This is a genomic window from Streptomyces sp. AM25 (genome assembly GCF_058146165.1).
The window spans coordinates 67,756-86,069 of the sequence record NZ_JBKIWN010000008.1; the positions used below are offsets into that span (position 1 = coordinate 67,756).

Sequence of the window (18,314 nt, forward strand, 5' to 3'; positions counted from 1 at the left end):
GGAACTGCGCGAGCAACCGACCACGGCCCGCACCCGACTAAGCGAGCCGCACCCGGGGATCGATAAATGCATAGGCGGCATCGACGACGATGTTGGCCACCACGATCGCCGTGCAGCTGATCAGCATCACCGCCATCAGCGTCGGCAGATCCGTCTGGCTGACGGAGTCGACCGCAAGCCTCCCCAGCCCGTGCAGGCTGAACGTGAACTCGGTGATGATGGCGCCCCCGAACAGAGACCCGAGGTCGATGCCGAAGATGGTCACGATGGGCGCGAGCGCCCCCCGCCACGCGTAGCGGAAGAAGACCGTGCGGTGGCTCAGGCCCTTGGCGCGGGCGGTGCGGACGTGGTCCTCGCCCAGTTGCTCGACCATCTGGGAGCGGGTCATCCTCGTGTAGTTGGCGACGAAGATGATGGAGAGCACCAGCCAGGGGATGAGCATCCCGGTGAACCACTTCCCGGGGTTCTCGGTGATCGGGTAGTAGGCGGGGTTGTCCGCCCAGTGCAGGCCGGTGACGAACACGGCGAGGGCGAGGACGCCGACGAAGTAGATCTGCAGCGAGTTGGCGACCAGCGACAGCGAGCTGAAGAACTTGTCGAGCCACCGGCCCTGGAAGGCCGCGGCGATCATGCCGAAGCCGACGCCGACGGTCAGGAAGACGACGGCGCTGCCCACGGTGAGCGACAGGGTGGTGGGGAAGCGGTCCACGATGGTGCCCCAGACCGGCTGCTGGTTGGAGAAGGAGTAGCCGAAGCAGGGGGCCGCGCAGTGGCCGACGGAGAAGTCGCGGCCGGTGAAGATGCCCACCATGTAGTGCCAGTACTGGACGGGCACCGGCCGGTCGAGGCCCAGGTTCTTGTGGATGACCGCGAGCGCGTCGGCGGTGCAGTTCTTGCCGCAGGACATGCGGGCCGGGTCGGAGGGCAGCGCGAAGAAGAGGAAGAACGTGATCGCGCTGATCAGCAGGATGATGACGAGCGCGCCGGCGGTCCGGCGGGCGAGGAATCTCAGCATGGCTGCGCTGCCTCACGGTTCGGGCGGGACGGAGGACGGTGGACGGCCGGGACCGCCAGGTCCCGGCCGCCTCCGCGGCTACTTCACGAAGACGCCGGACGGGTCCGGGTAGCCGTACACCGGGTGGTACTTGACGCCGCCGAGCCCCGAACCCCACAGCGAGAACTGGAGGTTGGCGTAGGTGGGCACGGCCGGGACGTCATCGGTGAGGATCTTGTCGGCGAGCTTCATCCACTCCGGCGCCGCCTTCTTCACGTCGGGGATCGCATTGATGCGGTCGATCTCCTTGTTGACGGCGGGGTCGTTGAGGTGGTCGTAGTTCTGGGCGCCGTCGGAGATCACCCGGCCGTCGTAGAGCGGCGGGACGACGGTCGAGGCGACCGGCCAGTCCGCGCCCCAGCCGGTGCGGAAGATGTCGAAGCCGTTCTTCACCTCGGCGATCGAGTTGTCCCAGACGTTGGCGTCGATCTCCTTCTTCTGCACCTTGAAGCCCGCGCGCTCCAGGGCCTGGGTGACGACCACCGAGACCTTCTGCTGGACGTCGGTGTTGGCGTAGGCGTAGACGATCTCCTGGCCCTCCTTGCCGGCCTCCTTCAGCAGGGCCCTGGCCTTGTCAGGGTCGCCGTTCGGCTTGGCCTTCTTGCCGAACGGGTCGGAGGCCTTGTAGCCGTCGATGGAGGGGGAGATCAGGTTGGTGGCCAGCTGTCCGGCGGTCGCCCCGCCGATCTGCTGGATGATCTGTCCGCTGGGCACGGCATAGGCGAGGGCCTTGCGGACCCTGATGTCCTTGAGCCGGTCCATGTTGAAGTTGATGACGTCGAGGTAGGGCTGGATCTCGATGAAGCGGCGCGCCTTGGTGCCCGGGTCCTTCAGCACCTGCTCGACCATCTCCGGCGCGACGGCGTTGGTGTACGACATGCCGTACTTGTCGGGGCCCTGGTCGGCGAGCAGCCGCCGGGTGGAGTCGGTGGCCTGGTGGCCGAAGCTGATCTCGAACTTGTCGGGGTACTGGGTGCGGATCGGGTCCGTCTTCGGGTCCCAGCCCTGATTGCGCACCAGGGTCAGCGACTTGCCCGTCTTGTAGTCGGCCACCTGGTAAGGGCCGGACGAGAAGGGCGCGTTGTCGTACTTCTGCTTCCCGTCCTTGTCGGCCTTCACCGGGCCGACGTTGGGCATCGCGGTGGCGAACGGGGCGTCCGCGTGCGGCTTGAGGAAGTGGAAGACGATGGTCCTGGCGTCCGGGGTGTCCAGCACCGAGGACGGCAGGTGCTTGCCGTCGTACGGGCCGTCCGGCAGGGCCTTGCGGTAGCTGGTGCCGTCACCGGAGAGCCACTGCTGGATGTACTGCGGGCCGTCGGTCTCGAACGAGGCGTAGAGCCGCTCGATGCCCCAGCGCACGTCCTGCGAGGTGATCGGCGAACCGTCCTGCCACTTCAGCCCGTCCTTGAGCGTGAACTTCCAGGTCTTCCCGCCGTCGGAGGAGGTGCCGGTGTCGGTGGCGAGGTCGCCGACGACCTTGACCTTCCCGTCGGCGCCGATCTTGTAGCCGGTGAGCGTGCGGTTGTAGAGCAGCTGGCTGATCAGCATGTCGCCGTAGTAGATCTGGCCCGGGTCCAGGTGGTGGAAGGCGTCGCGCTGGAGGACGGTGACGGTGCCGCCCTTCTTGGCGCCCGAGGGCGCCGGGGCGGGGCCCGTCGAGTCCGTGGCGGTGCCGAGGGAGTAGTTGGCGGCCACGTTCTTGTCCTGGCCGGGGCCCGCGCTGTCGGTCGCCCCGCCGCCGCCTCCGCCGCCCCCGCTGCTGCACGCGGTGAGCACCAGGGCGCCGGCGGCCAGCACCACGGCCGTCCGCCGTGCCCTGCGGTTGACTGTCGTCCTCATCGATCTGCACCTGCCTGTCGGTTGACGGTGGAGCGTGCGGTTCGGGCCGCCGGGGCGGTCAGCGCCGGGTGCGGGGGTCGAAGGCGTCCCGGACGGAGTCCCCGAGCAGGTTGAAGGCGACCACGAAGATGATCATCGCGAGCCCGGGAAAGAAGATGTAGGTGACGTCGCTCTCGTAGTACTTCGCCCCGTTGGCGAACATCCGCCCCCAGTCGGGGGTGGGCTCGACGACGCCCACGCCGATGAAGGAGAGCCCCGCCTCGGCCGTCACCAGGGTCGGCAGCATCAGGGTCGACTGCACCAGGATCGGCGTCCACAGGTTGGGCAGCAGCTCCTTGGTGATGATGCGCCAGGGCGAGGCCCCGGTGACCTTCGCCGCCTCGACGAACTCCCGCTCCCGCAGGCTCAGTACCTGGCCGCGCAGCAGCCGCGCCAGACCCATCCAGCCCAGCACCCACAGGACCAGGATCAGGGTGATGACCCGGAGGTAGGTCGGGGTCTCCTTCTCGGGGCTGACGAAGAGGGAGTAGACGACCGGGGTGAATGCGACGAACGACAGCTGCTGGGGGAAGGCGAGCAGCAGGTCGATGAAGCGGCCCAGGAAGTAGTCGGTGCGGCCGCCCAGATAGCCGGCCGTCACCCCGACCAGGACGCCCGTCACCACGCAGAGCGCGGTGGCCGCCGTGGCGATCAGCAGCGAGGTGCGGATGCCGTAGACGAGCTGGGTCAGCACGTCGCGGCCCAGGGTCGGCTCGATGCCGAACCAGAAGCGGCCGGAGATGCCCCCGTTGGGGGCGATCGGGTAGCCGAACTGGTTCAGCAGGCCGGACTCGTCGAGCCCGTAGGTCTCCGTCGGGTTCTTGCCGTAGACCATGGAGATCAGCGGGGCCGCGACGGCGACGAGGAAGAAGAAGAGCACGACCCAGGCGGAGATCACTCCCGAGCGGTCACGCCTGAAGCGCCGCCACATCAGCTGCCCGGGCGAGCGTCCCACCGGCGGCGCTGCGGCCGGTGCGGCGTCGAGGGCGCTGCTTGCGCTGCTCCGGGAAGGGCTCGTCATCGCGTGCATCCCCCGCCAAGTCGTCTCGGTTCCCCGCGCGTTGATCAAGGAGTGACATATCGAACACGTTGGGTTGAGCGGACTTTGGCAATGGAGTTACGGTGCAGTCAAGGGGGCTGCGATGGAAGACACGGGGCTCTGCCGCATCTTGAGCGAAGGTTGTGCAGATCGAGGTGGCGGCGTGCTTGACAGGGAGGTCAAGCGCGCCGCGGCCGATTCACTCTCAGGGCTGCTGCATACCCAAAGATCGCTTGATGAAGTCGACTTGGAGCAGCAGAAGGTTCTCGGCAACCTGTTCCTGCGGGGTCATGTGCGTCACCCCGGACAGCGGCAGCACCTCGTGCGGCCGGCCCGCCGCGAGGAGCGCGGAGGAGAGCCGCAGGGTGTGGGCGGCGACGACGTTGTCGTCCGCCAGGCCGTGAACGATCATCAACGGCCGGTGCTGCTGCGCCACTTGGGACAGGCCGCCGTCCGTGACGAGGGAGTTGCGGGCGTACACATCCGGCCGCTCGTCCGGGTGCCCCAGATAGCGCTCGGTGTAGTGGGTGTCGTACAGCCGCCAGTCGGTGACCGGGGCGCCCGCGACGCCCGCGTGGAAGACGTCGGGGCGGCGCAGCACGGCGAGGGCGGCCAGGTAACCGCCGTACGACCAGCCGCGGATGGCCACCCTGGCCAGGTCGAGCGGGTACTCCGCGGCGAGCGAGTGCAGTGCCTCGACCTGGTCGTCCAGGGTGACGCCCGCGAAGTCCTCGTGGACGGCCTTCTCCCACGCGGGGGAGGTGTGCGGGGTGCCGCGCCCGTCGGCGACCACCACGGCGAAGCCCTGGTCGGCGAACCACTGCGAGGTCAGATGGGCGTTGTGCGCCGCGGCCACCCGCGGCCCGTGCGGACCGCCGTACGGGTCCATCAGCACCGGCAGCGGCCCGTCGCCGTCCCGGTGGCCGGAGGGCAGCACGACGGCGCACGGAATGCGGCGGGAGCCCGCGCGGGTGAGCCGGGCGCGCGTGGTGAGCACCGGCGTCTGGGCGTACGAGGGCACCGTGGCGGTCTGCTTGCCGTCGCGCAGTACCCGCACCTGGACCCCCGGGCGCTCCATCGACACCGAGACGAGCACCGTCACCGCGCCCGACCGCACGGCCGAGTGCCGGCCGGGCTCCGTCGAGAGCCGTTCCGCGCCCCTCTCGTCGACCCGGTACACGTGCACCTCGCCCGTCTCGTCGTCCGCCGCCTCCGGCCCCGCCGACGCGGCGACGAGCACGCCGTCGGCGGCGACGTCCAGCACGGACTGCACGTGCAACTCCGGTCCGGTCAGCGCCCGGTCGCCGGCCAGCAGCACCCGCGCGCCGTCCCGGTCGGCGATGCGCACCAGGCGGCCGTCCGGGGTCCAGGCGGGCACACCGGCGAACAGTTCAAGCCACTTCGGATCCTCTTCCGTCTGCAGCACCTGTGTGCCGCCCGTGCCCGGGTCCACCGTCAGGTACGCCAGGGAGCGCTGGTCCCGCGACTGGACGAGCAGCAGCGGGGCCCCGGACGCCGACCAGTGCACCCGCGCGAGATAGGGGTGGCGGCCGCGGTCCCAGGTGACGTCCGTGCGGGTGCCGTCCAGGCGCAGCAGGGAGAGCGTCACCTCGGCGTTGGGCGTGCCGGCCGCCGGGTAGGCGACCTCGGCGGGCTCGCGGCCCGGGTTCGCCGGGTCGGCGATCCACCAGCGCTGCACGGGCCCGTCGTCGATGCGGGCCGCGAGCAGCGCGTCGCCCTCCGGGGACCACCAGAAGCCGCGGAAGCGGTGCATCTCCTCGGCCGCGACGAACTCCGCGAGCCCCCAGGCGATCCCGGGGCCGTCCGGCTCCGCCAACGCCCGGTCGCCGCTGCCGTCCGCCTCCACCACCCGCAGGGCGCCGCCGGAGACATAGGCCACCCTGCGGCCGTCGGGGGAGGGGCGCGGGTCGATCACCGGGCCGGGGACGTCCAGTTCACGGGCGGTGCCGCTGCGCAGCTCGGCAACGAAGAGCCGCCCCGAGAGGGTGAAGGCGGCCAACTCGACGGCGCCGTCCACCGCGTACCCCACGACCCCCGCCGACCCCTCGCGGGTGCGCTCGCGCCGCGCCCGCTCCTCGGCGGACAACTCCTCGGCGGATCCGCCCAGCAGGACGGCGGGATCCGCCGCCGGATGCTCCCGGCCCGTCTCCGGATCGAGCACCCACAGGGCGTTCGCCCGGTCCGTACCGGAATGCGAGCGCAGGAAGACGACCCGTGTGCCGTCGGGCGCCACGGTGAACGACCGTGGCACACCGAGGGAGAAGCGTTGCGTGCGGGCGTGCTGACGGGGGAACGAGAGCTGTCCGGTCATGTGCGCGAGCCTACGGCGCGTACCACCGGTGCCGTTCGGAACGGCGAGAACTCGCCGTGCGCCCCGGGTTTGCTTCCGTGCACCGAGTCATGCGGGGGCACGGAAAGTTATGATCGCTCGCGCACCGTGGGTATGTCTTCGGCATCCCGCGCCGTGTCCCGCCCGAGCATGCCTTCGTCCGACCGACCGCGTGTACCTGGAGGTGAACCGCCTTGGCACTCTCGATCTCGCTGGTGGTGCTGCTGGCGATCATCGTCTTCCTGCTGGTCCAGAAGTCCGGACTGAAGACCGGCCACGCCCTGCTCTGCATGCTGCTGGGCTTCTACCTGTCGAGCTCCACGATCGGGCCGACCATCCGCCAGGCGACGACGAGCCTCGCGACGATGATCAGCGGCTTCAAGATCTGACCCGCGTCCGGCCCGCGCCGCCCGGGCCCGCTCCCCGGCGGGCCGCCGCGGCTCGTAGTCTGGAGCCATGACCGACCTTCCCGGCCGCCGGCTGCTCCTGGTGCACGCGCACCCGGACGACGAATCGATCAACAACGGCGCGACCATGGCCAAGTATGCGGCCGAGGGTGCCCACGTCACCTTGGTGACCTGCACGCTCGGCGAGGAGGGCGAGGTGATCCCGCCGGACCTGGCGCACCTCGCCGCGGACCGGGACGACACCCTCGGTGCCCACCGGCAGGGCGAACTGGCGGCCGCGATGAAGGAGCTGGGCGTCACCGACCACCGCCTTCTCGGCGGCCCCGGGCGGTACCGCGACTCCGGGATGATGGCCTCCGTGCAGAACGAGCGCCCCGGGTGCTTCTGGCAGGCCGACCCGGACGAGGCCGCCACATCCCTCGTTGAGGTGATTCGCGAGGTGCGGCCGCAGGTCCTCGTCACCTACGACCCGGACGGCGGCTACGGCCACCCCGACCACATCCAGGCTCACCGCGTCGCCATGCGGGCCGCCGGGCTGGCGGCCGAGCCGGACTTCCGCCGCGACCTCGGCGAGCCGCATACGATCGCCAAGGTCTACTGGAACTGCGTCCCGCTCTCCGTCGTCGAGGCGGGCTTCGCCCGGCTGCGGGCGATGGGCCGGGAGAACGCCTTCCCCGGCATCGCCACCGCGTCCGATGTGCCCGGTGTGCTGCCGGATGCGGAGGTCACGACCGAAATCGACACCGCTGCGTACGCGCCCGCCAAGGCGGCCGCGATGCGCGCCCACGCCACGCAGATCGCCGTGGACGGCCCCTTCTTCGCCCTCTCGAACGACCTGGGCCAGCCGCTCTTCCCGCGCGAGTACTACCGGCTCGTCAAGGGCAGACCCGCCGCCGAGGGCGGCCGGGAGCACGACCTCTTCGCAGGAGTGGACGCATGAACGGCCTTGTCACTCCGCCCAGTTTCGGGCGCCTCGCGGCGTATGTCCTGTTGGCGGTCCTCGGATTCGCCGTCGGCGTCGCCGGGGCGCTCGTCCAAGGCGGCTGGTTCCCCGGCGGGTTGCTGCTCGCGCTGCTCGGCATCGCGGGGCTCTGCTACGGCGGTCTGACGGCCACCGGCACCCGGATCGGCGGGGCTGCACCCGGCGCGGGCTGGCTCGTCGCCGTGCTGATGCTCTCGTCCACCCGGCCGGAGGGCGACTTCCTGTTCGGGGCGGGGATCGGTTCCTATGTCTTCCTGCTGGGCGGGATGATCGTGGCTGTGATGTGTGCCACGCTCCCGAGGCTGCCGCAACCGGGCGGGCCTGCGGCCCGACTTGGCAAGTGACGTGACCATTTCTGCCTGACGTCGGCGCGATTGCCGCTCGCACGGCCCGTGGCCTGATCCGGCGGTCGTCAAATACGCGCCCGTGGTGCCCAGTATGGTGGTGCGCGCCGCCGAGCCTCCCCCTGGCCTCCGGCGATGGGTGACCCCGAGCGAGGTCAACGAGGGCGGCAAAGAGTAACCGGGAGAACCTGCTTTGAGCCGTGAATCTGACAGTTCGTCCTCCACGCCCCAGGGTCGCGGCGGCGCCACCGCCTACCCCTCGGGCACGCCGCCGTACGGGACCGCCTCCGGCCCCGGCACGGACGGCGCGGCCGCGGCTGCCGGGCCGGACGAGCCGAAGCTGACCGAGACCACGCTGACGACGCGGATCCGCATCAACATCCCGGGCTCGCGGCCGATCCCGCCCGTGGTCATGCGCACCCCCGTCGCGGGGGGCGACACCGACGAGCGCCCGGCCGCCGCGCCCGCCGCCCAGGCCGCTCCGCCCGCGCCCGCCCCGGCCGCCCCCGAGGTGCCCGCCGCGGCGGAGCCGGCGGGGGAGAAGGCCGCCGACAAGACCAGCGACTGGTTCGCGCCCCGCAAGCCGTCCGCGGGCGGCGCCCCGGCCCCGGCCGCCCCCGCCGCTCCCGCGCCGGATCCCGGCCCCGCCGCCCGGCCCGCGCCCCGGACGCCGGAGGCCCCGGCCGCGGCACAGGGCGGCAGGCCGCCGCTGCCGAAGCGCGGTGCCCCCGGCTCGTCGGCCCCGTGGCGCGGCGGCCCGCCCGCCGGCATGAGCACCGGCTCGCTGTGGGAGAAGGGCGCGCCGGGCCGCTCCGTGGGCTCGGGCGACGCGCCGTACGTGGGCGGCCCCGCCGCGGAGGGCGACCCGGCGGCGGCCGGTGCCTCGCCGTGGCCCGGCGACTCCGCCGCCACGGGCACGGGTGCCGTGCCGGGCGGCGGCCCCGCCCCCGTGGCCGACGACTGGCCCGCCCCCGGCGGCGCTGCCGGTTCCGGCGGTTCGCCGTGGCAGGGCGTTGCACCCGTGGCCGGCGACCCGTCGACGACCGGTGCCACGCCGTGGCAGCACCCGAACGACCTGCCCGCCGACGACTGGCCCGGCGGCCCCTCGACCACCGGCAGCATGCCGGTGCCGGGCGATCCGTCCATGACCGGGACGATGCCCGTGCCCGGTGATCCGTCGACGACGGGTGCCACGCCGTGGCAGCAGCCGGTCGGCCAGGTCGACGACTGGCCGGGCGGTTCCTCGACGACCGGTGCGACGCCGTGGCCGGCGGACCCGTCGACGACCGGTTCCCTGCCCGTGCCCGGCGACCCGTCCACGACGGGTGCCACGCCGTGGCAGCAGCCGGTCGGCCAGGTCGACGACTGGCCGGGCGGCTCTTCGACCACCGGCTCCCTGCCCGTACCCGGCGACCCGTCCACCACGGGCGCCACGCCCTGGCCGAACGGCCAGGCCGTCGACGACTGGCCCGGCGGGCCCTCGGCCACCGGCAGCACGCCTGCGCACGGCGTCCCCGCGCCCGGCGGCAAGGGCGGCTGGGAGCGCGTCGGCCCGGCGGTCGACGCTGCCGCCGCAGCCGGCGGTGCCACGCAGCAGTTCCCCGCCGTGCAGCCCGAGGCGCAGCTGACGTCGCAGGCGCCGCCCTCCAAGAAGAAGCGCGGCCCCAAGGGCGGCAAGGGCGGCGGAGCGGTTCCGGCCCCGTCCAGCGAGACGCTGGTCAGCGGCGTGCCCGCCGCCGTGCCCCCGGCGGCCGGACAGGTTCCGAAGCCCCCGATAGACAGCGGCGCGCCCCGCGTGACGGTGCCCAAGCCCAAGACGCAGGTCCCGCCGCCCCCGGCCGCGCCCAAGGCCGAGGAGAAGAAGGCCGCCCCCGCGGCGAAGAAGAGCGCGCCCAAGAAGAAGGGCGGCGGCCGCTCGCGGCTCGTCCTGCTGGGCGGCGGCATCGTCGGCCTGGTCGGCGTCGCGTACGGCGCCGGCCTGCTGATGGACCACGCGGACGTGCCCAACGGCACCACCGTGCTCGGCGTCGACATCGGCGGCAGCTCCAAGGAGGCGGCCGTGCAGAAGCTCGACTCCGCCCTGGGCAGCCGGGCCGGCGCCCCGCTGCAGGTCACGGTCGGCGGCAGGACGGCGCAGCTCAAGCCGTCCGTGGCGGGCCTGTCCATCGACACCCAGGCCACCGTGCGGTCCGTGTCCGGGCGGGACTACAACCCGCTGACCGTCATCGGCTCGCTCTTCGGCGGCTCCCGCAAGGCCGAGCCCACCGTGGTCGCGGACGAGGAGAAGATCGGCTCCGCGCTCAAGGCGCTGTCCGGCGAGACCGGCGCGGCGGGCGACGGCACCATCAGGTTCGAGCAGGGCAAGGCCGTCGCCGTCTACGGCAAGGCGCACGAGGGCCTGGACATCGACAAGTCGGTGCAGGCCGTCTCGGACGCGTACAAGGCCCGGGTGGCCGGCGGCCCGGACCAGCCGGTGGCGCTGCCCAGTTCCGGCCAGCAGCCGAAGGTGAGCAACGCCGAGGTCGACCGGATGATGAAGGACTTCGCGGAGCCCGCGATGTCCGGTCTGGTCACCGTGCAGACGGATCCGGTGCACAAGATCCAGTTCGGCCCGGACCGTTCGCTGCCGAAGATCCTTTCCGTCAAGGAGGTCAACGGCAAGCTCGTCGAGAGCTATGACCTGGAGGCGCTCAAGGAGCTGTACGGGAGCGCCTTCAACGGCGTCCTGATCCAGCGCGGCGACGGCACCAAGAAGCCCGTCACGCCGCAGGACGTCGCCGGGGCCCTCGGCAAGGCCCTGCGCGGCAAGACTCCGGCCGAGCGCATCGCCACGATCGCGGTCAACGGCAGCTGACCGGAAACCGCCCACGGGCCCCTCGTACCGACCGGTGCGAGGGGCCCGTCGCGCGGATCCGTGACATCTGTCATCCCGCGTTCACGACGACCGACACTGCAGGTGCCGCTCCCGGCCGGGGATGATGGTCGGCATGACCACTACAGCAACGTTCACGGGGGACGGGCGCCGCACCGGCGGCGCCCCCGTGGTCAGCTTCGACAACGTCACCAAGTCCTACGGCAGCGTCAAGGCCGTGGCCGACCTCCACCTCGAACTCCACCCGGGCGAGACCGTCGCCCTGCTCGGCCCCAACGGCGCGGGCAAGTCGTCCACCCTCGACCTGCTGCTCGGGCTGCGCAACCCCGACGCGGGCCGGGTGCAGCTCTTCGGGACGACCCCGCAGCAGGCCATCGCGCAGGGCAAGGTCGGCGCGATGCTGCAGAGCGGCGGCCTGATGGAGGACGTGAAGGTCCGCGAGCTGGTGAAGCTCGCCTGCGACCTGCACCCGCGCGCCTACCCGGTCGACCGCGTGATGAAGAACGCGGGCGTCGAGGAGATCGCCGACCGCATGGTCAACAAGCTCTCCGGCGGCCAGGAGCAGCGCGTGCGCTTCGCGCTCGCCACCGCGGGCGCCAACGAGCTGATCGTGCTCGACGAGCCGACGACCGGCATGGACGTCTCGGCCCGCCAGGCCTTCTGGGCCGTGATGCGCGAACAGGCCGACGAGGGCCGGGCGGTGCTCTTCGCCACCCACTACCTGGAGGAGGCCGACGCGATCGCCGACCGCGTGATCGTGCTGCACCGCGGCCGGGTCCTCGCGGACGGCTCGGCCGCCGAGATCAAGGCGAAGGCCGGCGCCCGGCGCATCGTCTTCGACCTGGAGGGGCCGGTCAACGAGGCCGCCCTGCGCGAACTGCCGTTCCTCTCCGGCCTGGAGATATCGGGCCGCACGGTCCGCATCCAGTCCCACGACGCCGACTCCACCGTGCACGCGCTCTACGGGCTCGGCTTCTTCCCCCGCAACCTGGAGGTCGCGGGCCTCGGCCTGGAGCAGGCATTCATCGCCATCACCGAAGCCGCGACCGCCGAAGAGGCTGCCCTGTGACGTGTTTCCCGGGGGACGCCCCCCGGACCCCCGGCCGCAACCGCTCCGCCGCAGTACCCGGACACGTCTCGCGAGGCATATCCCGATGAACACGCTGATCAAGCTCGAAATCATGCGCACGCTGCGCAACAAGAGGTTCATGTTCTTCTCGGTCGCCTACCCGTCGATCATCTACCTGATGATCGCGGGCGGTGCGAGCACCGAGGAGATCGTCAAGGGCACGCACCTGACGCTCCCGCTGCTGATGATGGTCTCGATGGCCTCCTTCGGCGCGATCACCGCCGTCCTGGTGGGCAACAGCGAGCGGATATCCAAGGAGCGCGAGAAGGGCTGGGTCCGCCAGCTGCGCCTCACCGCGCTGCCGGGCCGCGGCTATGTGACGGCGAAGATCGCCTCGGCGGCCGTGGTGTCGCTGCCGTCGATCCTCGTCGTGTTCGTCGTCGCCGCGGCTGTGAAGGGCGTGCGCTTCGACGCGGCCTGGCAGTGGGTCGCGCTGACCGTGGCGATCTGGGCGGGCAGCATCGTCTTCGCCGCGCTGGGCGTGGCGATCGGCTACCTCGTCACGGGCGACGCCGTGCGTCCCGTCACGTTCATCGTCTACTTCGCCCTGTCGATCCTGGGCGGCCTGTGGATGCCGACCACGACCTTCCCGCACTGGGTGCAGAAGATCGCGGAGTGGGTGCCCACCCACGCCTACGCGGCGCTCGGCCAGGCCATCGAGCAGGGCCACGCCCCGCACGTCAAGGACCTGGCCCTGATGGTCGCCTACGGTGCGGTCTTCGCCGGTGCCGCCGCGTGGCTGTACCGCAAGGACACGCACAAGTCCTGACGGAGTGTCAGTTATCGGCCCGGCAGGTGACGGGGAGACTGCGAGCATGAACGAGCACAACGACCCCGCGAAGAAGATCGGGGAGGGCCCCTTCGCCCGGGTCGGCAAGGCGCCGGAGGACTGGCGCCACCTGCTGATCAAGGCCTGCTGGACGCTGCTCTACATGTCGTACATGTACTACGCGGTGGACGACTTGAGGAGCGGCAGGCACTCGGCCCTCGCCGTCCAGCTCGGCTGGATCGGGCTGGCCTCCTTCGTGGGCGGCTACTTCTACCTCGTCCTCGCCCCGCGGTCCGAGGGCGACACCCGCCGGCGGACGGCGCTGCTCGCGGGGCTGTACGTCCTCGCGGTGACGCTCACGCTGACGCTGGGCGGGGCGTGGACGGTCCTGCTGGTGTACGTCTCCATCTCCAGCGGCGTGATGCTGCCGCTGAAGTGGTCGCTGCGGTCCGTCCCGTTCGTCTCGCTCACCGTCTTCGTGCTGGGCACGGTCGAGCACGCGGCCACGGTCGAGGTGCTGATGCTCGTGCTGCCCACCTTCCTGGGCGGCGCGGCGATGATCGCCGTCATGCAGATGAGCCGCACCATGCGGGAGTTGCGCGAGGCGCGGGCGACCGTCGCCCACCTCGCCGCGAACGAGGAGCGGCTGCGGCTCGCCCGGGACCTGCACGACCTCCTCGGGCACTCGCTCTCCCTCATCACGCTCAAGAGCGAGCTCGCCGGGCGGATGCTCCCCGAGCACCCCGAGAAGGCCGCACAGCAGGTCGCGGACATCGAGAAGGTCAGCCGGCAGGCCCTGGTGGACGTCCGGGAGGCGGTGAGCGGATTTCGCCGCCCCACCCTGGAGGCCGAGCTCGCCGGGGCCCGTACCGCCCTGGCCGCGGCCGGCATCGCCGTCGACCTCGCCGGGGCGCCCGCCCACCACCCGGACCTGGCGCCCGACACGGAGGGCGCCCTGGCCTGGGCGCTGCGGGAGGCGGTGACCAACGTGGTGCGGCACAGCGGGGCCCGCCGCTGCGAGGTCACCGTCGAGGAACAGGGCGACGAGCTCTGCCTCACGGTCACCGACGACGGGCACGGCCCGGGCGGCCCGTACGGCAACGGCCTGACCGGCCTGACGGAGCGCCTGGCGCTGGCCGACGGGCGGCTGGAGACGGGCCCGGCGCAGCGCGGCGGCTTCCGGCTGCGGGCCTGCGTCCCGCTCTCGCGCAGGGCGGCCTCCCGGCCGCCTACCCTGTCCGTGTGACTCAGCAGATCCGCGTACTCCTCGCCGAGGACCAGTCCATGGTCAGGGAAGCCCTGGCCGCCCTGCTCGGACTGGAGGACGACATCGACGTGGTCGTCCAGGTGGCCAGAGGGGACGAGGTGCTGGACGCCGCCAAGGCCACGCCGGTCGATGTCGCGCTGCTGGACATCGAGATGCCGGGCATGACGGGCCTGGAGGCGGCCGCGCTGCTGCGCCGTGAACTGCCTGCGCTGAAGGTGGTCATCCTGACCACCTTCGGGCGCCCTGGCTATCTGCGCCGGGCGATGGAGTCCGGCGCGGACGCCTTCCTGGTCAAGGACGCGCCCGCGGCGCGGCTGGCGGACGCACTGCGCCGGGTGCTGCGCGGGGAGCGGGTCATCGACCCGACCCTCGCCGCGGCGGCCCTGGCGGACGGCGCCAACCCGCTGACGGACCGCGAACGCGCCGTCCTCACGGCCTCGGCCGACGGCTCCACCAACGCGGAACTCGCTGCGCGGCTGCACCTGTCGAACGGCACCGTCCGCAACTACCTGTCGACGGCCATTCAGAAGACGGGGGCACGGAACCGCGCGGAGGCCGTTCGCATTGCGCGGGACAAGGGGTGGCTGTAGGGGATCCAAAAGGTGCCGCACCTTTTGGATCCGCCGCAACGGCGAGCAACCACGACGGTGCAGTACGGCGGTGCCGAACCTGCCGCAACCCTGCTGACCGCACGGTCAGTTCAGCATCGCCCGCGCCGCCAGCGCCCGGTGCCGGACCGACTCCGCCACCGTCGGGTCCGCCGCTGCGACGACTTCCGCGTACTCCTCCATCTCCCGCGCGCCCCGCGCGAAATCCCCCCGTTCCACGAGGAGTTCGGCGCGCTCGAAGCGCAACCGCGCCGGATGGCTGGGCAGGAGGAGCGACAGCTCCACCGCCCACAGCTGGACGTCGGTGCGTTCGGGACGCGCCGCCGCCCACGCACGGATGTTGTTGAGTATCCGCAGCACGATGTCCAGCGGCTCGGCGGGCGAGAACACCGACGGCGACAGCGGTGCCCCGGTCGCCCCGGCGACCAGCAGCCCCGCGTCGTCCTCGGACAGGATCCGTCCCCCGTCGAACGGATCGGCCAGTACGTGGTCCCCGTACGGGTCCCCGAAGCCGACCACGAAGTGGCCCGGCAGGGCCACCCCGTACACCGGCGCCCCGGCCCGGCGGGCCGTCTCCAGCCACACCACCGACAGCAGGATCGGCAGGCCGCGCCGCCGCGTCAGCACCGCGCCCAGCAGCGAGGACTCCAGCCGCCGGTAGTCGGCGGGCAGGCCGTGGAAGCCGCACCGCCCGCCCAGCAGCTCCGCGAGCGCCTCCGCCCAGTGCCGCGGCTCCGCCCCGCGGCCCAGCGCGGGCAGCAGCCCGGCGAGGCGGTCCAGCTCGATCTGCGCCTCGTCGACGGCGGACTCGCCGGGGTCCCCGGCCGTCGCCTCCTGCTCGACCAGCAGGCACAGCAGCGCCAGGTCGGGCCGCTCGTCACGGGCCGCCTCGGCGAACCGCCGCCGGCGCTCGGAGATGTCGTCCATGGCTGCCTCCCTCCTCCATGGTGCGGCCGTGACTACGGCCGCGGCTCGCGGCGGTAGTGGTAGGCGTGGTGGGTGGTGAAGCCGAGCCCGCCGTACAGCGCCCCGGCCTCGTCGTTGTCCGCTCTGACCTGGAGATACGCCGCGGAGGCGCCTTCGTCCAGCGCTTGTTGCGCCAGCCGGGCCATGATCAGCCCGCCCAGCCCCTGCCGGCGCCGGTCGGGGGCCACCACCAGCGCGTTGAACCCCGCCCACCGGCCGTCGACCACGCACCGCCCGATCGCGGCGCCCGGCACCGACGCGAACCACACCGACGGCCCGCCCGTCAGCACGGCCGGCACGTCCTCGGCGCCGCCCTCGGTCGGCCCGTACACGGCCAGCCACTCCGCGTCCGGCTCGCGGGAGAGCAGCACCGCGCCCGTGTCGGCCCCGGTGTCGGCGACCGGTGCCAGCGCGGCCGTCTGCATCAGTGCGCGCCGCTCGACCGTCCAGCCGCGCCCCGCCAGCTCGGCGTCGAGCGCCTCGTCCGCCTCCGGGTGCCCGGCGGGAATCTGGAACCGGGCCGGCAGCCCGCGCCGCCCGTACCACTCCACGACCCGGTCCACGGCCTCCGGCAGCGGCAGCCCGGGCGAGCCGAGGGCGAGCGCCGAGTTGGCCCGGGCGGTGAAGCCGCCCGCGGCCCGCAGGGTCCAGTCGCCCAGCCGCTCCGCCTCCTGGGCGGGCCAGCCGCGCGCCGCGGTCTCCTGGAGCTCGCGCACCGTGGCCGCCGGGCCCCGGCGGCGGGGCGGAGCGGCGGGCACCACCTTGCCGGCGACGAGCGACCGCTCCGGAATTTCAATGGTTTCCCCAGTCCTGCGAGTGATCCGCAGCACACCGCCTTCCCAGGAGACGAGCTCTCCGACGGTGTCGGTGAACCGTTCCGGGGACCGGACGGAGTCGTTCAGGCGTCGTACAGAGACCCTTTTTCCCACATCTGCCGCGGTGATCCGGACTTCCAGTCTTCCGCCCGTGGTGAATTCCACAGCTCGGCCCGCCCCTCTTGTTCGTCATGTGCCCGGGGAGGGAGATACTAGGTGTGGGCATCGACGACGCCGCGCTCCCGCGCGAGATTGGCCCTACCGAGGAGGAACGACAGCGTGACCTACGTCATCGCGCAGCCTTGTGTCGACGTGAAGGACAAGGCGTGCATCGAGGAGTGCCCCGTCGACTGCATCTACGAGGGCTCCCGGTCCTTGTACATCCACCCGGACGAATGTGTCGACTGTGGTGCCTGTGAGCCGGTCTGCCCGGTCGAGGCGATCTTCTACGAGGACGACACCCCGGAGGAGTGGAAGGACTACTACAAGGCGAACGTCGAGTTCTTCGACGAGCTCGGTTCGCCCGGTGGCGCCTCCAAGCTCGGCCTGATCGAGCGGGACCACCCCTTCATCGCCGCGCTGCCGGCGGACATCAACCCGCAGCACTGACGGCAGCCGCCCGCGGCCCCGTACGGCCTTCCGCCGTACGGGGCCGCGGCGTTCGTGTCGCACTACCCCAGAACACGAGCCAGTACAAGAGCCAGCACAAGAGAGCGAGCGATCACGTGGGCGCAGTCTCCTCCCGTCTCCCCGTCTTCCCCTGGGACCGGCTCGAGCCGTACAAGGCCACGGCGGCCGCCCACCCGGACGGCATCGTCGACCTGTCGGTGGGCACCCCCGTCGACCCGGTCCCGGCGATCGTGCAGCAGGCCCTGACCGAGGCCGCCGACAGCCCCGGCTACCCCACGGTGTGGGGCACGCCCGCGCTGCGCGACGCGCTGACCGGCTGGGCGGAGGGCCGTCTGGGCGCCCGGGGCATCGCCCACACGAACGTGCTCCCGATCGTCGGCTCCAAGGAGCTGGTGGCCTGGCTGCCGACCCAGCTCGGCCTGACCGCCGGCGACAAGGTCGCCTACCCCCGCCTGGCCTACCCCACCTACGAGGTGGGCGCCCGGCTGGCCGGCGCCGAGCCCGTCGTCTACGACGAGCCGACGGACCTGGACCCGACGGACCTGAAGCTGCTCTGGCTGAACTCGCCGTCCAACCCCACTGGCCGCGTCCTGTCCATGGACGAGCTGCGCCGCACGGTCGCCTGGGCCCGCGAGCACGGGGTGCTGGTCTTCAGCGACGAGTGCTACCTGGAGCTGGGCTGGGAGGCCGACCCGGTCTCCGTGCTGCACCCGGACGTCTGCGGCGGCTCGTACGAGGGCATCGTCGCCGTCCACTCGCTCTCCAAGCGCTCCAACCTGGCCGGCTACCGTGCCGCCTTCCTGGCCGGTGACGCCGCGGTGCTCGGCGAGCTGCTGCAGATCCGCAAGCACGGCGGGATGATGGTCGCCGCGCCCGTGCAGGCGGCCACCGTCGCCGCCCTCGGCGACTCCGCGCACGTCGCGGAGCAGCGCGAGCGCTACGCCCGCCGCCGGGCGAAGCTGCGGGCCGCGTTCGAGGCCGCGGGCTTCCGGATCGAGCACAGCGAGGCCTCGCTGTACCTGTGGGCCACGCGCGACGAGCCCTGCTGGGACACGGTCGCCGATCTGTCGAAGCGCGGCATCCTCGTTGCGCCGGGTGAGTTCTACGGCGCCGCGGGCGAGCGGTTCGTGCGGATTGCGTTCACCGCCACCGACGAGCGGGTGGAGGCGGCGGTCCGTCGCCTGGCGTAGGCGCGGCACCCGTG

At 72.2% G+C, this 18,314-nt stretch carries 16 protein-coding genes; 10 read left to right on the plus strand and 6 right to left on the minus strand.

All coding sequences use genetic code 11. The features are described from left to right. Positions 1–37: 37 nt before the first annotated feature. The 4 genes from ACLHRZ_RS11925 to ACLHRZ_RS11940 form a co-directional block, all read right to left on the minus strand. Positions 38–1,015, minus strand: coding sequence for an ABC transporter permease (locus ACLHRZ_RS11925; protein ID WP_490418329.1), 978 nt, complete (start codon positions 1,013–1,015; stop codon positions 38–40). Positions 1,016–1,093: 78 nt separating this feature from the next. Continuing rightward, complete coding sequence (locus tag ACLHRZ_RS11930) at positions 1,094–2,893, minus strand: ABC transporter substrate-binding protein (protein ID WP_490418330.1); 1,800 nt, start codon at positions 2,891–2,893, stop codon at positions 1,094–1,096. Positions 2,894–2,951: 58 nt separating this feature from the next. Beyond that, positions 2,952–3,953 carry an ABC transporter permease gene (locus tag ACLHRZ_RS11935; protein WP_490418331.1) on the minus strand — a complete coding sequence of 334 codons (1,002 nt, stop codon included), beginning with the start codon at positions 3,951–3,953 and terminating at the stop codon, positions 2,952–2,954. Positions 3,954–4,176: 223 nt separating this feature from the next. Continuing rightward, positions 4,177–6,303 carry a S9 family peptidase gene (locus ACLHRZ_RS11940; protein ID WP_490418332.1) on the minus strand — a complete coding sequence of 709 codons (2,127 nt, stop codon included), beginning with the start codon at positions 6,301–6,303 and terminating at the stop codon, positions 4,177–4,179. A gap of 212 nt (positions 6,304–6,515) precedes the next feature. Between ACLHRZ_RS11940 and ACLHRZ_RS11945 the strand changes: the two genes are divergently transcribed. The 8 genes from ACLHRZ_RS11945 to ACLHRZ_RS11980 all read left to right on the plus strand — a co-directional run bounded on the left by ACLHRZ_RS11945 (position 6,516) and on the right by ACLHRZ_RS11980 (position 14,681). Continuing rightward, positions 6,516–6,710, plus strand: a complete 195-nt coding sequence (locus tag ACLHRZ_RS11945; RefSeq protein WP_490418333.1) for a hypothetical protein — start codon at positions 6,516–6,518, stop codon at positions 6,708–6,710. A gap of 67 nt (positions 6,711–6,777) precedes the next feature. Further along, entirely contained in the window at positions 6,778–7,668 is an 891-nt protein-coding gene (gene mshB / locus ACLHRZ_RS11950; RefSeq protein ID WP_490418334.1) for an N-acetyl-1-D-myo-inositol-2-amino-2-deoxy-alpha-D-glucopyranoside deacetylase, read from the plus strand. Continuing rightward, a complete protein-coding gene (locus ACLHRZ_RS11955) occupies positions 7,665–8,054 on the plus strand; it encodes a DUF6113 family protein (RefSeq protein ID WP_490418335.1) in 390 nt (129 codons plus the stop codon). The genes mshB and ACLHRZ_RS11955 overlap by 4 nt, the downstream gene beginning before the upstream one ends. A 193-nt stretch (positions 8,055–8,247) precedes the next feature. Beyond that, a complete protein-coding gene (locus ACLHRZ_RS11960; protein ID WP_490418336.1) occupies positions 8,248–10,908 on the plus strand; it encodes a hypothetical protein in 2,661 nt (886 codons plus the stop codon). Positions 10,909–11,041: 133 nt separating this feature from the next. Beyond that, a complete protein-coding gene (locus ACLHRZ_RS11965) occupies positions 11,042–11,995 on the plus strand; it encodes an ABC transporter ATP-binding protein (protein WP_490418337.1) in 954 nt (317 codons plus the stop codon). 85 nt (positions 11,996–12,080) lie between these two features. Then, positions 12,081–12,824 (plus strand): ABC transporter permease, encoded by a 744-nt coding sequence (locus ACLHRZ_RS11970; RefSeq protein WP_490418338.1) that lies wholly within the window; start codon positions 12,081–12,083, stop codon positions 12,822–12,824. 46 nt (positions 12,825–12,870) lie between these two features. Further along, positions 12,871–14,070 carry a sensor histidine kinase gene (locus ACLHRZ_RS11975; RefSeq protein WP_490418339.1) on the plus strand — a complete coding sequence of 400 codons (1,200 nt, stop codon included), beginning with the start codon at positions 12,871–12,873 and terminating at the stop codon, positions 14,068–14,070. 38 nt (positions 14,071–14,108) lie between these two features. Continuing rightward, complete coding sequence (locus ACLHRZ_RS11980) at positions 14,109–14,681, plus strand: response regulator transcription factor (protein ID WP_490418467.1); 573 nt, start codon at positions 14,109–14,111, stop codon at positions 14,679–14,681. Positions 14,682–14,786: 105 nt separating this feature from the next. Here ACLHRZ_RS11980 and ACLHRZ_RS11985 read toward each other — a convergent pair whose 3' ends face one another. After that, the gene (locus tag ACLHRZ_RS11985; RefSeq protein ID WP_490418340.1) at positions 14,787–15,626 is read right to left on the minus strand and encodes a transglutaminase family protein; all 840 of its coding nucleotides are present in this window, start codon (positions 15,624–15,626) and stop codon (positions 14,787–14,789) included. Positions 15,627–15,658: 32 nt separating this feature from the next. Next, positions 15,659–16,645 (minus strand): GNAT family N-acetyltransferase, encoded by a 987-nt coding sequence (locus tag ACLHRZ_RS11990; protein WP_490418341.1) that lies wholly within the window; start codon positions 16,643–16,645, stop codon positions 15,659–15,661. A 114-nt stretch (positions 16,646–16,759) separates the two neighbouring features. Between ACLHRZ_RS11990 and fdxA the strand changes: the two genes are divergently transcribed. Next, positions 16,760–17,089 (plus strand): ferredoxin, encoded by a 330-nt coding sequence (fdxA, locus tag ACLHRZ_RS11995; RefSeq protein WP_171087380.1) that lies wholly within the window; start codon positions 16,760–16,762, stop codon positions 17,087–17,089. A 116-nt stretch (positions 17,090–17,205) separates the two neighbouring features. Further along, positions 17,206–18,300 (plus strand): succinyldiaminopimelate transaminase, encoded by a 1,095-nt coding sequence (gene dapC, locus ACLHRZ_RS12000; protein WP_490418342.1) that lies wholly within the window; start codon positions 17,206–17,208, stop codon positions 18,298–18,300. Positions 18,301–18,314 lie beyond the last annotated feature (14 nt).

Coding starts and splice junctions, on each gene's coding strand:
- ACLHRZ_RS11985 (WP_490418340.1), bottom strand. CDS start 15,626: ATGGACGACATCTCCGAGCGCCGGCGGCGGTTCGCCGAGGCGGCCCGT.
- ACLHRZ_RS11940 (WP_490418332.1), bottom strand. CDS start 6,303: ATGACCGGACAGCTCTCGTTCCCCCGTCAGCACGCCCGCACGCAACGC.
- ACLHRZ_RS11930 (WP_490418330.1), bottom strand. CDS start 2,893: ATGAGGACGACAGTCAACCGCAGGGCACGGCGGACGGCCGTGGTGCTG.
- ACLHRZ_RS11970 (WP_490418338.1), top strand. CDS start 12,081: ATGAACACGCTGATCAAGCTCGAAATCATGCGCACGCTGCGCAACAAG.
- ACLHRZ_RS11935 (WP_490418331.1), bottom strand. CDS start 3,953: ATGACGAGCCCTTCCCGGAGCAGCGCAAGCAGCGCCCTCGACGCCGCA.
- mshB (WP_490418334.1), top strand. CDS start 6,778: ATGACCGACCTTCCCGGCCGCCGGCTGCTCCTGGTGCACGCGCACCCG.
- ACLHRZ_RS11955 (WP_490418335.1), top strand. CDS start 7,665: ATGAACGGCCTTGTCACTCCGCCCAGTTTCGGGCGCCTCGCGGCGTAT.
- ACLHRZ_RS11925 (WP_490418329.1), bottom strand. CDS start 1,015: ATGCTGAGATTCCTCGCCCGCCGGACCGCCGGCGCGCTCGTCATCATC.
- ACLHRZ_RS11975 (WP_490418339.1), top strand. CDS start 12,871: ATGAACGAGCACAACGACCCCGCGAAGAAGATCGGGGAGGGCCCCTTC.
- ACLHRZ_RS11980 (WP_490418467.1), top strand. CDS start 14,109: ATGGTCAGGGAAGCCCTGGCCGCCCTGCTCGGACTGGAGGACGACATC.
- ACLHRZ_RS11965 (WP_490418337.1), top strand. CDS start 11,042: ATGACCACTACAGCAACGTTCACGGGGGACGGGCGCCGCACCGGCGGC.